We start from the raw sequence: 13396 nt of genomic DNA, 5'->3' as shown, positions 1-13396 counted from the left end.
GACGCGCCGCGCGGCGCTTCGCTGGCTGAGTGAGTTGCGGGTGGCTGGGGTGCCCCGGGTCCGGGTGCTCTTCGCGAACCATCCGCGGTACGCGGATCTCACCCCGGCCCAGTACGCCGAAGGCCTCGCGTGGCTCAGGCGTACGGGCATGGTGACTGCGGCGGGGCGGCCAGTGGTGGAGGTATGCGACGGTGAGTTGCGGGAAGACATGGCAGCCGTCGCAATTCCTCGCGTGCTGTGGAACCAAGCCGCTGAAGACGCGAAGAAGGCCATCGGGGCGGCTGGGGAACAAGCGCTGCTGCGGCTCCTGCGGCGGGACGGGGTGCCACACGTCAGACACGTGGCTGCGGAGTCCGACGCCTACGGATACGACATAGAGGCTGCCCGGTCCGTTTTTGAGCGCGCACACATCGAGGTCAAGGCGACCACGGATCCGACCCGTCTGGTGGTTCACCTGACGCGACATGAGTACGAGGTCATGGCGGCAGATGCCGATTGGTGTCTGGTCGCAGTTCTCGTCGGCAGTGACGGCAACGCGGCGAGCGTCGCCACGGTGAACCGAGGGTGGCTCCACGGGGCTGTTCCAGTAGATCAGAGGAGAGATGGCCGCTGGGAGTCGGTGCGGTTAACGGTCCCGGTGTGCGCCCTCACACCGGGACTGGATACGGGCACATGGGTGCTGCTGCCGGAGGGGCTGCCGAGCACCGTCTGGGCGTTCCAGCCGTCACATGGGGCGTCCGCCTAACTAAGAGCGACCGGCAAATGGATCACTTGAGGCGTCGGGTCGTGGGGCGGTTGTCCCAGCGGTAGCGGGTTGTCGAGCGTCGGATGAGCATGCGGAGCGTGACGAGAACGGCGGTGGGCGTCGTCGTCCGGGGGCAGCGATGTCGCGGGCAGCGCGGGGCAAGTAGTGGCGCGCTCGTTGACGTTCTTCGCGGCGTCCGTGAGGTTGTACCGGTCGTTGTATGTGCGCTTGATGTTACGGGCCTTGGAGAAGTGGCAGCCCAGGCAGGCGATGTCGTGCTGATAAATCGGTGGCGCTGAACCGTCGGCTAAGGACAATGCGTCCATGCGCATCCGAGCAGCACACGTGGACGAACTGCCCCTACTGCAGGACATCGAGCAGGCTGCCGACGCGAGCTTTCGCGACGTCGGCATGCCAGAGATTGCCGGCGGAGACGTTCTGCCGCTCAACGAGCTGAACCGCCACCACCAGGCGGGACTGGCCTGGGTCGCGGTGGATCAAGCAGACGCGCCAGTGGCTTACCTGGTCGCAGTCCGCGTTGACGGCAACCTCCACATCGAGCAGGTCTCGGTGCATCCCGGCAGTGCACGACGCGGTATCGGGCGCTTGCTCATTGACCATCTGGCGGAGTACGCCAGGACCAACCGAATTCCCGCCTTGACGCTCACCACGTTCACCGAGACCCCGTGGAATGCCCCGTATTACACTCGCCTCGGCTTCCAGCACCTCGCCCAGAACGAGCTCACGCCCGGTCTGCGTGACATTCGCGAGCGCGAGGCGGCACGCGGCTTGGACAGGTGGCCGCGGACGAGCATGCACCGGGCAGTGTGACCGCGCAGCACAGCCACTTACTGCGAGCTCGGGCGAATGGTGGCGCTGGACACGAGACAGGCACGGGCTTGAGTGATCATGGATTTTTCTACGCTCAGTGATCAACGGAGGGCCCGTGCCTACTGTGCCATCCTGCCTGCTCGAACCCCTGTGGGACCAGTTCGCCGCCCTGCTGCCCGCGCACGATGACTATGCGCCGACCCACCCGCTGGGCTGTCACCGTCGCCGAGTCCCGGACCGGATCGTCTTCGAGCACATCGTGCAGGCCCTGGTCCACGGCACCGGATACGAGCGGATCGCCAGTCCCGGCTGCTCGGACCGCACCATCCGACGCCGAGTCAAACTCTGGTCAGAGATGGGCATATCAGAGCAGGTCCACGCTCTGGCCCTCACGGCATACGACCGGATGATCGGCCTCGAACTCGCCGAAATCTCCGTGGACGGCTGCATCACGAAAGCTCCCTCGGGCGGCGAGAAAGCCGGACGCTCCCCGGTCGACCGAGGCAAGCAGGGACTGAAGCGCTCGGTGGCCTCCGACGCGGCCGGAATCCCTCTGGGGATCGTCTCCGCAGGCGCCAACCGACATGACTCACCCTTGCTCGGCCCCACCCTCGATGCGACGAAAGCCCAGGTAGGGGAACTGCCGGAGCATGTGAACGTCAACCTCGATCGGGGCTACGACAGTGCCGCGACCCGTGCCTTGCTCGACGAATGCGGCTTCACTGGCGAGATCGCCCGCAAGGGCATGCCCGCACCGATCCAGGCCGGCAAGCGGTGGGTGGTCGAGCGTTCCCATGCGTGGATGAACGGCTACGGCAAGCTGCGGCGCTGCACCGAGAAGAGCGGCAGCACTGTGGACTTCTACCTCTACCTTGCTGCCGTTTTCGTCACGCTCCGCATGCTCATCCGACGCTCGACAACCCGGTACCGCTGGGACAGCCGCCCCACGACCCGACGCCTCAAGTGATCCATTTGCCGGTCGCTCTAAGGCTGCAATCAGGCGCGCGCGGACGGCTGCTGGTGCTGGATGACTCCAATCGAAGCAGATTGGAGCGTTTGTTCGAATATACTCGGCTTCGATCTCCGCCCATGCGGTGCCGACCTGACTTGGTCTCTCGCCGGGGATCGGTGCTTCGAGTGGGTGACAACTCGGGCCGGCGCTGCGAGGGCCGGCCCGGGTAGGCTCTGCGCGTGCCGCGTCTCAAGTTTGAGCCGAAGCGGTTGCTCGCGAGTTTGAGTACTCGGCCCGCGTGTGGGTGTGCCGACGCGACACCTGTCCTCTGTCAATCAACCGTACGAAGAGGAGCCTGAGCCGATGGGCCTCCAGTCCCGCCAGGAGGACCCGATGGGTCCCAGCGATGACGTGCTGACCTCAATCGAGATCTGTGCGGGGGCCGGAGGGCAGGCCATCGGCCTTCATGAGGCCGGTTTTAAGCACCTGGCGCTTGTGGAAATTGACCCGCATGCTGCCGAGACTCTTCGGGGCAACATTGGCAACCTGAAGGAGTGGAGTTGGGAGAGAGAATACTGCGACGTTATTTCCGGTGACGTGAACGATTTCTCTCCCATTCCTTCCGATGAGAGTCGTGAATCTGATCTAAAAAGGGTTCGGGGATATCTCGGGAAGCCGCTTGCCCGAGGAGATCTCGGCCTCCTCGCTGGTGGTGTGCCGTGCCCCCCATTCTCGCATGCCGGAAAGCAGTTGGGGAAGGATGATGAGCGTGACCTATTCCCGCGCATTCTTGAGCTGACTGATGAGCTTCGCCCTAAAGCGGTGATGATTGAGAACGTACGCGGTATCAAAGACGCGAAATTTGAAGAGTATCGCACGTACATTAAGGCGCGCCTTCAGGGGGGCTGGGCCAAGCACCCTGTCACGGGAATCCAAGAGAATTTTACTGGTCTCGGCTACGAAGTCTGCGAGTGGGAAGTGCTTGAGGCCAGCGATTTTGGTGTGCCACAGCTGCGTCCAAGGGCAGTCCTTGTGGCTATCCGCAAGGATGTGCTAGGTGACATCAAATTTGTGTGGCCCACCGCTACGGGAATTCCTCAGAGTGTCTTCCGTGCGCTAGAGAGCTCCATGAACCTCAGGTATGCGCCCTACCTGAAGATGAGTGGCGATGTGGCACGCCTGGCGGAGCAACGGCTTCGCCAGTGGAAGGAGAAGGCGCAGAAGGCTGAGAGCAGAAAAGACTGCGGCGTTGCGCCCACGCTGGTTGGCGGGTCGAAAAAGCACGGCGGTGCCGACCTCGGGCCGAGCCGCGCGAAGGCGGCCTGGGCGCTCCTGGGCGTCTCGGGGGTGGGTGTTGCCAACTCGCACGATGAGAGCGTGAAGAAGAAGAGCCAGGACAGGGACCTGTTCCGGGACGCAGGGCCCATGCTCACAGTCGAGCAGGCCGCGATTATCCAGGGGTTTCCGGCCAACTGGAAGTTCTCTGGCGGCAAGACGGCTCAGTACCGGCAGGTCGGCAACGCGTTCCCGCCGCCTGTTGCGGCCGCAGTGGGCAAGGCGATCGCGGATGTGCTGCTCGCTGCCCATGAGCGCGACCGTCACAAGCATGCTCCCAAGGCTGTTCTACCCGGACAGGCCGCGCCGACGCCTGCGGACAGTGCTAACAATCTTGAGAGCGCACACGTCTGAGTCCTGGTGCTCCCAGAAGCGTAGGACCAGCCAGCCCGCCTCGGTGAGGCGCTTGTCGGTATCGCGGTCCCGGGCCATATTCCGGGCCACTTTGTCTGACCAGTAGCCGGGATTGGTCTTGGGGGCGACGTAGTGCTCGGGACAGCCGTGCCAATAGCAGCCGTCGATGAATACGGCTACCTTCGCCGGACGGAAGACCAGGTCTGCCGTCCGGCGAAGGGCTGGCAACGGTCTGGCGGCGACTCGGTACCGCAGACCGTTTGCGTGTACGAGCCGCCGGATGAGCCGCTCCGGCTGCGTATCGCGGCTGCGAATTGCCTGCATGTTTCTCCTGCGCGCGGCAGAAGAGGCCCACGAACCGTCTGGCGGGGTCCAGCCTTTGGGATCAGGCACCGGTTCACTCCAGAATCATTTGTCATGGCACTTCAATAGTGGCCTCACCACGGCGGGACGAGTCGACTGCCCGGAAGCGAACGCAGGGTACCGAGTGCGCTGTGGCGCTGGCGGCCGGAATGAATGCCGCTGCCAGCACCACGTTGGCCGGATCGATGCTGCGGCCGGTTACGAGATCTGCCGGATAGCCCAGATCAGGGTCGACTACCGGGTACAACAGCACGGCTCCACGGCGCGGACGATGAAGCTGTGACGCGAACGGGTCGTCATCGCTCAACGGGCGAAGGCCGGCGATGCGCTCAGCGGACTGACGGTGGGCCACACCAGAGATGCGGTTGAACACACCGCGCACGTTCCGCTTGCGCTGCACCAGCGTGACGGGCTGGCTTCCGAGAATGCTGGCTGCAACGCTCGTCGGTCCAGAAGTCTGGGGCAGAATCAACGCCCAGTCGTCGGTAGCACAGCCCGCGTCGCTGGCGTCCTTGAGATAGGCCAGGTGGGGAGCGAACAGGTCAGGTCGGCCCCAGGCAACGCTGCTCATGATGCCGAGCAGCCGGGCGTGGCTGAGGACTGCTGTTTTGGCTACGTAGCGGGTGAATCCGCCACGGTCGTCGTCGGAGAGAGTGACGAGGACGGTTATGTCTTCGCTCAGCGCTTCGAGGCTCGGCCGCCAGACCTCCGCGTTGTGCCGCAGGTCCGCCGCCGCCGTCGGGTACGCCGTCGGCTCCACCCACTGCCCCGGCGACCGGATCTCCACCAGCTCCGCGTTGAACATCTTGTTGCGGGCCGCCGGCTTCAGCCAGGACAGGTGCTGCGAGACCAGCGGCGGGATCTGGGCGGGGGTGACCTGGGGCTTGCCGTCCACCAGGGCGGCGTAGCGGGTGAGTTGGGCGCGGAAGGTTTCCTCGTCGCGGCAGATCGCCTCGAAGGCCTCGTACAGGTCGACGGTCTTGTATTTACCCAGGGCCTCCTCGCGCCCGATGTACAGGCGGACCAGATCCCGGTAGTTGGGGCGGAAACCGAACCAGCGGCCCATCTGCATGAGGGTGTCGGCCTGTTGGGTGGTGCGGCGGTAATACGTGATCGTGAGGCCCTCGATCGTGAACCCGCGGGAGAGCTTGGTGCCGCCGACCAGGATCTTCCACACGTGCGGCGTGCGGTCGAAGTCCAGTTCCGGCTGCTCGTAGTCCCGTTCGGTGTCGCCGTTGACGATGATGACCGGTTCGCCACCCGAGTTGATGAGCTGGCGTGCCCGGGAAACGTACGGCTTGAGGTCGTCGTACGACGTGGGCGTGGGCAGGTCGTCGTCCGCGAAGCGCTGGAAGTCGTCGGCGAGGAGGGCGGCGAGGCGGGCGTGACCCTCCTGACCGGTGTAGGCCGAACGGTGCCACATCGAGTTGATGCGCAGGGCGAGAATTGCGTGTTCACGCTGCCGTACGGACTCGTGGACGAGCATCGTGTGGTGGCGGAACGGGCCTTCGGGAACGCCATGGGCCGCTCGGTACAACTTCAGCGCGCCGGTGAGGACGAAGGCATCCAGCGCTTCCTGGAGCCGGTCGACGGTACCGTCGTAGATCCCGCGTACGTGTGTCTCCTCGGCGGTTCCTTCGGTCTCGAGGTCGTGGAAGTCCTGCACGCCCATGTAACCGGTCGGGCGAGGCAGTGAGATCAGGAAGTCCCGCGGGAAGATGTCCTCTTCGTCGCCCGGATCCACGAAGACGTTGGCGAAGGGCGTCGCTGTGTAGCCGACGTACTGGGCGCGCGGAAGCAGGCTGAGGAGCTGCGTGATCTGGCCGTTGATGGCCTTGCGCGTGACCTTGCCGTCCTCCCACTTCTTCGGGTCCGTCGTGTTCACCGACGCCTGGTCGGACTCGTCGTCGATGATCAGAGCGGGGATCTCGGAGAGGATCGGGCCGATCTTCTTCAGATCCTTGATCAGCTTGGCCAGGACCAACGAGTTCTTCTTCACCACCATCACGCGCGCGGCCGCGTGGTGCAGGTTTTCCGGGACGTACAGCGGCTGGGTGCGGTCCTGCTTGTCGAATTCGAGGGCCCGGATGCCGGTTTCCAGGCTCTTGTAGTCGTTGTCCCGTGTCGTGAGGCGCTCGATGTCGAAGGAGCCCAGCGTCGACGGACGACCGCCGTGGCTGACGAACTTCGCCGGCCAGTCCTCGTCATCCTGGTAGTCGACGCCGACGAGCGCGTCTGTGTCCGCCGGATCGGCGCCGCGCAGGATGTTCTCCTGACCGATCAGCTCCATGTCCAGACGGCGCTGGGTCTGGCCGCGGAGAAGGCTCAGAGTGCCGCCGAGCACGATGACCAGGCGGTAGCCCGCGTCGATGGCCTTCGCGGTGACGCCCGTGAAGTTGGCCGTCTTGCCGGACTGGACGTACCCGACGACCAGGCCCCGTGCGCCGTACGCCTCGGTGCGGGTGGGGTCGGAGAGGCGCTCGACCACGGCGTGGCTCGCCTCGTCGAGGCTGGAGACCGCCGCGTCCGACCAGCCCTTGCTGCGCAGCGTCCGCTCGTAGGAGTCCCAGTAGAAGGCGCGGGCAGCCGCTGCGTCCCTGGAGTACCAGGGGGTGAACTCCCGGCTGATGACCGTCGCGCCGGGCTCCTTGAAGACCGGGACCGCATGGTCGAGGGCCTTGCGCAGATCGGCGCCGAAGCCGAGGCGGTCGAACGTGTCCGCGCGGCGTGCGTCGGTACGGGGCGGGGAGGCGGACCAGTCGGCCTGCTCCGCGAGGTCCCAGGCGGTCAGGGTGCGGTGCCAGAGCGCGGTGAGCTCGTCCCCGGGGCCTGCGGCGACTATCCGGTCGCGGAAGTGGCCGAGGTAGGTGTCGGCCGGTTCCTCCGCCTCGGAGAGTGCGAAGGCCAGCTTCGCGAAGGCCTTGGGACCCCGGCGCATGGCCGCCAGGACGTCGCCGTGGAGATTGAACAGGTGGTCGGTCATCGCGGGAGCGGCTTCCTCGAAGGGTGGCGGGGGGACGGGGCGGTGAGTGTCAGCGGGCCAGTTCGCAGCGGGCCGCTGCCACCAGGACGCTGTTCCACAGGGCCACGTTGTCGGTGTGGACGGCCCGCACCCGTTCCTTCTGGAAGATCTCGTTGACCATCAGATAGAGCATGCTCTTGACGACCGGGGCGTCGTTGAGACCACCGCGCCGGCCGCCGTTGAACACCTGCCGGTACTCCTTGTTGAGCTTGATGACCCGCTCGTCGCGGTCGAGTTCGAAGAACACGTCCGGCGACAGCGTGTCCCATCGGAAGGTGACCGGGTCCTCACCCTCCAGCTCCGGCAGTTCGTCGCGGAGCGTGCGCTTCAGACGCGGGTCGAGTCCCTTGCCTGCGGGGATCACCGCTTTGCGCTGCGGCTCGGAGGCACGCTTGGCCGCCTCCCGGTAGGTCGCCTGCGCCTCCTGGACGTACTCGGCGAAAGTGTGGCCCGCTGCGTCCGTGGCCTGCTCGAGACCCCGTGCGAAGGCCGGGGTGACGGTCACGCCGTCCTTCTTGACCGTGAGGCTGAAGACGTCGTTCGGCTCGGCCGGCAGATCGATCGCTATACGGGCGAGGGCCAGGTGCCCCTCGGGGCTGCGGGTGCTGTTCCAACCGCCCGCCTGGACAAGCCGGTTGTTGCGGTAGATGTAGAAGCCCTGGCGCTCGGAGAGCGAGCCGATGCCGCGGAAGCTGACGAGCGGGGACTTCGGCGGCCAGATGTGAGCGGCCAGGGCGACCTCGCCGACACCCTCGACGGGGGCGGTGAACGTACGTGGGTAACCGGCCCGGCCGGGGATGCGGTAGCCGAAGGGATCGATCGGCTCGACGCCGCGGTGGTCCAGCTCCTCCTTGGTCGCCACGTCCTCGACGACGATGTCGACGTTGAAGTCGTCGTCGGCCAGAAAGCGGTGCAGGTGGAGCCCCAGGTGGGTCTCCAGCTTCTCGATCGCGTCGTTGAGATAGCGGTCCGCCTGTCCCGCGGTGACCGTGTCGAAGGCGCGGACCCGGTCCCAGCGGACGATCGTGCCGTGCCACTCGATCAGGCCGTCGTAGCGGTCGACCAGGTCCTGGCAGTAGCCGGGGTCGACGATGTCGCAGGTGAAGTCGGCCTGGGCGCGTGCCGTCAGCCAGCGGCGGCCGGTGGACGGGCTGCGCTTGGTGCGGCTGATGACGGTGAGCGAATCGGCGTGGGAGAGGGAGGCGGCCTTGAGGCCGGCGCCGAAGTGGCCGAGCGCGCGCTCGCCGTACCCCTGTCTGCCTCCGACCGTCATAGCGGTGTCGAGCGCCTCGTCGTTCATGCCGGAACCGTCGTCGACGACGAGGAGACTGACGAGGCGGTCCTCGTCCCGGAGGAAGCTGATGACGACGTTGCGGGCGCCCGCGTCGATGGAGTTGTCCACGAGGTCGGCAATCGCCGCCTCGAATCCGTATCCCTGGTGCGTCAGTGATTCGACGTAACGGGGCGCGGGCGGGAGGCGCTTGCTGCCGGTCGTCGGGATCTCGTACTGCCAGTCCGCGGAAGGCTGGTAGGGCGGCATGGGAACTTCCTCGCACAGACAGAGCGGGGCTTGCGTGGGGACGAGCGGCCCGGGGACGATTAGTTGAATGTGATCGTATTGCAAAGATGCGACATAGGGGAGTCCCGGTGAATTCCGGTCGTCCCGGCGGGGCGAGCGGGGGTTTTGTGGCGCATTGCCGCTGCTCGCGAAGCCCCTTGCAGAGGGCAACGCCGTCGCCCGCGCAGCCGAGCGCCCCCGTGCGGGCGCGGAGGCGCTCCGTACGGGGGTCGCGGTGGGGTGTCAGGCGCGTACTGCGGTGATCAGTACGCCGTTTCCGGCCTGGATCCTGAGTGTGGTGCCGTCCCATGTGGCGGGCAGCGGGAACGGTGTGGTGTCCACCGGGGAGCCGGCGTCGACCGGGGCGGATTCCGCGGAGTGGCCCCATTGCAGCGTGAGCGAGGCATCGTCGCCGACCGTGCCGGGCATGCCGGTGGCCGCCCAGACGTTCTCCGTACTCACGTTGTCGATGCGGACCACGAGCTCGCTTCCGGTGAGCTCGAAGGAACCCATCAGGTCGTCCCCGTCGAGGCTCCAGTTCCGGCCCGTGATCTCGATCCGTTTGTACTCGTCGTTGACCTGACCCTGCGGGGTGAAGGCGAGGTTCCATGAGCCGGCTACGAAGGCCTGGACCGCGGCCCCGGTGACCGTCGGCCTGGCGGGCTTGCCGACCGCTCCCGGCGCCTCGTCGCCGTCCTTCTTCCCGCCGCAGGCCGCCAGTGCGACGGAGAGCAGGCCGAGGCCGCCGTACCTGAGCATGTCCCGCCTTCGTACGGACTTCCCCAGCTGCCCGAGTCCGTTCAGCACCGGTGCCTGCCTTCCTCTTGTGCGGCCGACCGGGCCTGCCATCCGACCGCCTGTCCGCTCTGTCATTGTTCGGGAGCCAGAGTGTGGCGCAGGTGTGGTCCGGGTGTCAGCGAATTGCGCGTATGTGGATGTACTCGTCCTTCGGGGCGAGGAAAGTGATATTGGGGCGTATCACGTCCCATCTGCCCGGACTGGTGAGCTGTCCCCGGCAGGCCGAGCGTGGCCTACTTGGCCTTGTCCTCGGCGAGCGTGTGTGCGACCAGGGCGTTGGCGTGGCCGTGGCCCAGGCCGTGCTCCGTCTTGAGCCAGGACACGAGCTCCGTGTGCTTGGCCAGTGGCGAGGTGCGGACGAGGTCCTTCCACTCCGCGATCGGGCGGCCGTGCTTCTTCTCGATCGAGGGGAAGTAGCTCGCGGGGCCCTTTACCGGCTCGGTCATGTCGTTGCGTCCCGTCTGTTTTCGTACGTCGTCAGGTGATCGACAGGGAGGTCGAGTCCTGTTGCGCTTACGACTGCGGGCGCGCCCGAAAGTGATCGGTTGGCCGCGTCGACTTTTTAGATTCTGATATCCGCACCGCCTGCGGCCGTCTGAAGCCTCCGGTCGCGGGCGGCTGGCAGGGGGCAGATCCTGGGGGCGTCCATGTCGGTGTACGGAGACTCGCTCCCGGGTCCCGTGAAAGGGGCGAAGGAGCAGGGTTGATGGCTGATACGCCCCTGACCGGGGCCGACGGGGACGCTGTGGGGGCGGCCCTGCTGGAAGCGCTCTTCACGCAGTCGCGGGTACGCGTCCTTGTGCTCGATCCGCAGCTGAACGTCGTACGCGTCAGCGGCCCGCCCGAGAGCGAGGCGGCCATCGGGCAGCTTCGCGGGCGCTCGTTCGCCGAGGCGTGCGGATTCGTGGACCCGGAGGGTGCGGAGGCCTTCGTACGTGAGGCCCTGTACACCGGCAGCCTCGGCACGGAGCGCTCGTTCCGCGCCCGGCCGACCGACGGATCGGCGGGTCTGCGCACCCTGTCCGTATCGGCGTTCCCCCTGCGGGACCCGCAGGGGGAGGAGCTGGGGGCGGCGGTCGCCGTGGTCGATGCCACCGGCTGGGTGCGCTCGGAGGCCCGGCAGTCGGCGCTCCTCTCGGTCCGCCAGAGCGTGGGCCGGACGCTGGACGTCGAGGCCACCTGCCGCGAACTCGTCGACGCGCTCGCACCCGGTTACGCGGACATCGCCGTGGTCGAGGTCGTCGACGCGGTGCTGCGCGGCGAGGAACCCACTCCGGGCCCGCTGGCCCCCGGTGTACCGCTGCGCCGTGCCGCCTCCAGAGGCAACAGCGTCGACCCCGCCCACCCGGTGGGAGACGTACGCGCCATCGCGCCCGGAACGCCCTACGAGCGGGTGATGTCCGATCTCCGGCCGCGCCTGATCTCCCTGAAGGACGCCCCGTGGTTCGACTCCGACATCGCACGTGCCCGCTCGATCCACTCGGTCGGCGCCCACACCCTCCTTGTGGCACCGCTGACCCTGCGCGGAGCGGTCCTGGGCATGGTGAGCCTCTATCGGTGCAACGACTCCGAACCGTTCGGCGACGACGACATCCCGGTCGTGACGACGCTGGCCTCCCGGACCGCACTCAGCATCGACAACGCACGCCGTTACGTGCACGAGCACACCATCGCCAGCACCCTCCAGCGACGGCTCCTTCCCGGGGACCCGGCAGCCAGGACCGGCGTCGAGACGGCCCATCTGCTGATGCCGGGCGGAGGAACCGGCTGCTGGTTCGACACGATCGCCCTGTCCGGTGCCCGCACCGCGCTGGTCATCGGCGAGGTGGACGAGCACGGCATCCATGCGGCAACCACCATGGGCCAGCTGCGCACCGTCATCCACGCGCTCGCCGGACTCGACCTGGAACCGGACGAGCTGCTCGCACGCCTGTACGGCACCGCCAGGCGATTGGCGCAGGAGCGTGCGGACCTGCCGACCAGCGACCCGTTGCACAGGAGCCCGCTCGCGGCCACCTGCGTGTACGCCACGTACGACCCGTTCAGCCGTACGTGCACGGTCGCGTCGGCCGGTCATCCGGCCCCGCTCGTCATCAGCCCGGACGGTTCCGCGTCGATGGCCGGCCTGCCCGAAGGGCCCTCGCTCGGCTCCGACGAGCCGACACCGTTCGCGACAACCTCGTTCACGCTGAGCGAGGGCAGCATGCTGGCGTTCTACAGCCGAGCGATGCAGAGCCATGCCGAGTCCTCGTCCGGCGCCCTGCGCCGCGTGCTCACCCACCCCGAGCGCCCCTTGCGGGAGTTGTGCGACGAGGCCTCCTACGTGCTCCCCGACACGATCGACCTCCAGGGTGCCACCCTGCTCCTGGCGCGGACCAAGGGCATGCCCGCGGACCGCTTCGCCGCATGGGAGCTGCCGCACGACACCTCGGCCCCCGCGTCGGCTCGCCGTCTGGCAGAACGGACGCTCGCCGACTGGAACCTGGACGAGGACTCGATCTACGCGGCCGAGCTCATCGTCAGCGAACTCGTGACCAACGCGGTGCGCTACGGCCGGCCGCCGTTGGAACTGCGTCTCATCCTCGACCGGGGACTGACGTGCGAGATCCGCGACACCAGCCCCACGGCTCCCCACCTGCGCCATGCCCGGACGGTCGACGAGGGCGGCCGTGGCCTCTTCATCATCTCCCAGCTCGCCAACCAGTGGGGCGCCCGCTACGCGCCCGAGGGCAAGACTGTCTGGGCCGAGCAGGCACTGCCGCCCGAGTCTCCTGAGCCCGCCTGACGCGACTGCCCGGGGCCGGCACCGGCTTTCGCACGGCTCGTGAGTGGAGTGGGTGCAAAGGGGTGCCCCGTGTCAACTCGCGTGAAATACTTGTGTGTTCAGTGGATCGCTTCAGGATCGCTTCATCGCGGGGCGGCGGTAACGGTGCCGATGGGGGCAGAGCGCATGACAGACGGGGCGTACGCGGGCGGGCAGGAGCCGGGGCGGAGCGGGGGAACGGTCGAGTTACGGATCAGCGTCAGCGGTACCCACACCCGCAGGGACGACCTCGAAGCACTCCACACCTGGCTGAAGAGCGCGCCCGCGCTCGAAGAGGCACAGGAGCGGGACGAGCTCGGCGTCCGGCGGAAGGACTCGCTCACCCAGACCGAGGGCATGAGCGGGGAGCTGATCCAGGACATCATCCTCGTCGTCTCCGTCGAGGTGGCGCGGTCCGTCTCGGAGAACGCGTGGCGGGCCGTGGAGACCTGGCTGCGCAACCGGCGCCGGTTCGCCGACCCCGAGGAGACACCACGCGTCACCCTCGCCGGGCCCGGCACGGGGCCCGGCTCCGGTCTCGGTCGTGACACCGATCGTGACGACCCGCCGGAGGCGGGGCCCGAGTCCGGCGGGCGGAACGGAGCGCGCGGCGACGAGCCCGGAGAGGTCTAGAC

At 67.2% G+C, this 13396-nt stretch carries 11 protein-coding genes and 1 pseudogene; 6 read left to right on the top strand and 6 right to left on the bottom strand.

Features of this window, described 5'->3' with window-relative positions; all coding sequences use genetic code 11:
• The first annotated feature begins 40 nt into the window (after positions 1 to 40).
• A complete protein-coding gene (locus tag ACFWBQ_RS06445) occupies positions 41 to 745 on the top strand; it encodes a protein NO VEIN domain-containing protein (RefSeq protein WP_385484754.1) in 705 nt (234 codons plus the stop codon).
• Positions 746 to 767: 22 nt separating this feature from the next.
• On the opposite strand, the pseudogene ACFWBQ_RS06440 reads toward ACFWBQ_RS06445, so the two are convergent.
• Positions 768 to 860, bottom strand: a pseudogene (locus ACFWBQ_RS06440) (IS5/IS1182 family transposase); the annotation flags it as partial.
• Positions 861 to 1069: 209 nt separating this feature from the next.
• Here ACFWBQ_RS06440 and ACFWBQ_RS06435 point away from each other — a divergent pair.
• The 3 genes from ACFWBQ_RS06435 to ACFWBQ_RS06425 all read left to right on the top strand — a co-directional run bounded on the left by ACFWBQ_RS06435 (position 1070) and on the right by ACFWBQ_RS06425 (position 4217).
• Positions 1070 to 1576, top strand: a complete 507-nt coding sequence (locus ACFWBQ_RS06435; RefSeq protein ID WP_385484751.1) for a GNAT family N-acetyltransferase — start codon at positions 1070 to 1072, stop codon at positions 1574 to 1576.
• Positions 1577 to 1691: 115 nt separating this feature from the next.
• Positions 1692 to 2543, top strand: a complete 852-nt coding sequence (locus tag ACFWBQ_RS06430) for an IS5 family transposase (protein WP_385484748.1) — start codon at positions 1692 to 1694, stop codon at positions 2541 to 2543.
• Positions 2544 to 2921: 378 nt separating this feature from the next.
• The gene (locus ACFWBQ_RS06425; RefSeq protein WP_385484745.1) at positions 2922 to 4217 is read left to right on the top strand and encodes a DNA cytosine methyltransferase; all 1296 of its coding nucleotides are present in this window, start codon (positions 2922 to 2924) and stop codon (positions 4215 to 4217) included.
• Here the strand turns inward: ACFWBQ_RS06425 and ACFWBQ_RS06420 are convergent.
• The 5 genes from ACFWBQ_RS06420 to ACFWBQ_RS06400 form a co-directional block, all read right to left on the bottom strand.
• Entirely contained in the window at positions 4152 to 4610 is a 459-nt protein-coding gene (locus tag ACFWBQ_RS06420) for a very short patch repair endonuclease (protein WP_385484742.1), read from the bottom strand. The two genes, ACFWBQ_RS06425 and ACFWBQ_RS06420, sit on opposite strands and share 66 nt — an antisense overlap.
• Positions 4611 to 4632: 22 nt before the next feature.
• The gene (locus ACFWBQ_RS06415; protein WP_385484739.1) at positions 4633 to 7563 is read right to left on the bottom strand and encodes a Z1 domain-containing protein; all 2931 of its coding nucleotides are present in this window, start codon (positions 7561 to 7563) and stop codon (positions 4633 to 4635) included.
• Positions 7564 to 7612: 49 nt separating this feature from the next.
• Complete coding sequence (locus ACFWBQ_RS06410; protein ID WP_385484736.1) at positions 7613 to 9142, bottom strand: ATP-binding protein; 1530 nt, start codon at positions 9140 to 9142, stop codon at positions 7613 to 7615.
• A gap of 261 nt (positions 9143 to 9403) precedes the next feature.
• The gene (locus tag ACFWBQ_RS06405) at positions 9404 to 9967 is read right to left on the bottom strand and encodes a hypothetical protein (protein WP_385484733.1); all 564 of its coding nucleotides are present in this window, start codon (positions 9965 to 9967) and stop codon (positions 9404 to 9406) included.
• A 224-nt stretch (positions 9968 to 10191) separates the two neighbouring features.
• Positions 10192 to 10404, bottom strand: a complete 213-nt coding sequence (locus ACFWBQ_RS06400; RefSeq protein ID WP_385484730.1) for a DUF4287 domain-containing protein — start codon at positions 10402 to 10404, stop codon at positions 10192 to 10194.
• Positions 10405 to 10664: 260 nt separating this feature from the next.
• Between ACFWBQ_RS06400 and ACFWBQ_RS06395 the strand changes: the two genes are divergently transcribed.
• Both ACFWBQ_RS06395 and ACFWBQ_RS06390 read left to right on the top strand, forming a co-directional pair.
• On the top strand, positions 10665 to 12743 hold the full coding sequence (locus ACFWBQ_RS06395) for a SpoIIE family protein phosphatase (RefSeq protein WP_385484727.1): 2079 nt from the start codon (positions 10665 to 10667) through the stop codon (positions 12741 to 12743).
• Positions 12744 to 12908: 165 nt separating this feature from the next.
• Positions 12909 to 13394 (top strand): hypothetical protein, encoded by a 486-nt coding sequence (locus ACFWBQ_RS06390; RefSeq protein WP_385484724.1) that lies wholly within the window; start codon positions 12909 to 12911, stop codon positions 13392 to 13394.
• Positions 13395 to 13396: the final 2 nt, after the last annotated feature.

This window comes from Streptomyces sp. NPDC060035, from assembly GCF_042736635.1.
Taxonomy (GTDB): Bacteria; Actinomycetota; Actinomycetes; order Streptomycetales; family Streptomycetaceae; genus Streptomyces.
Note: the sequence above shows the minus strand (reverse complement) of the source record. Positions and strands in the feature narration are given on the sequence as shown.

What these genes read in the sequence shown, in the direction of transcription:
- ACFWBQ_RS06435 (WP_385484751.1), top strand. Translation starts at nt 1,070, where the DNA reads ATGCGCATCCGAGCAGCACACGTGGACGAACTGCCCCTACTGCAGGAC.
- ACFWBQ_RS06425 (WP_385484745.1), top strand. Translation starts at nt 2,922, where the DNA reads ATGGGTCCCAGCGATGACGTGCTGACCTCAATCGAGATCTGTGCGGGG.
- ACFWBQ_RS06415 (WP_385484739.1), bottom strand. Translation starts at nt 7,563, where the DNA reads ATGACCGACCACCTGTTCAATCTCCACGGCGACGTCCTGGCGGCCATG.
- ACFWBQ_RS06410 (WP_385484736.1), bottom strand. Translation starts at nt 9,142, where the DNA reads ATGCCGCCCTACCAGCCTTCCGCGGACTGGCAGTACGAGATCCCGACG.
- ACFWBQ_RS06400 (WP_385484730.1), bottom strand. Translation starts at nt 10,404, where the DNA reads ATGACCGAGCCGGTAAAGGGCCCCGCGAGCTACTTCCCCTCGATCGAG.
- ACFWBQ_RS06395 (WP_385484727.1), top strand. Translation starts at nt 10,665, where the DNA reads ATGGCTGATACGCCCCTGACCGGGGCCGACGGGGACGCTGTGGGGGCG.
- ACFWBQ_RS06390 (WP_385484724.1), top strand. Translation starts at nt 12,909, where the DNA reads ATGACAGACGGGGCGTACGCGGGCGGGCAGGAGCCGGGGCGGAGCGGG.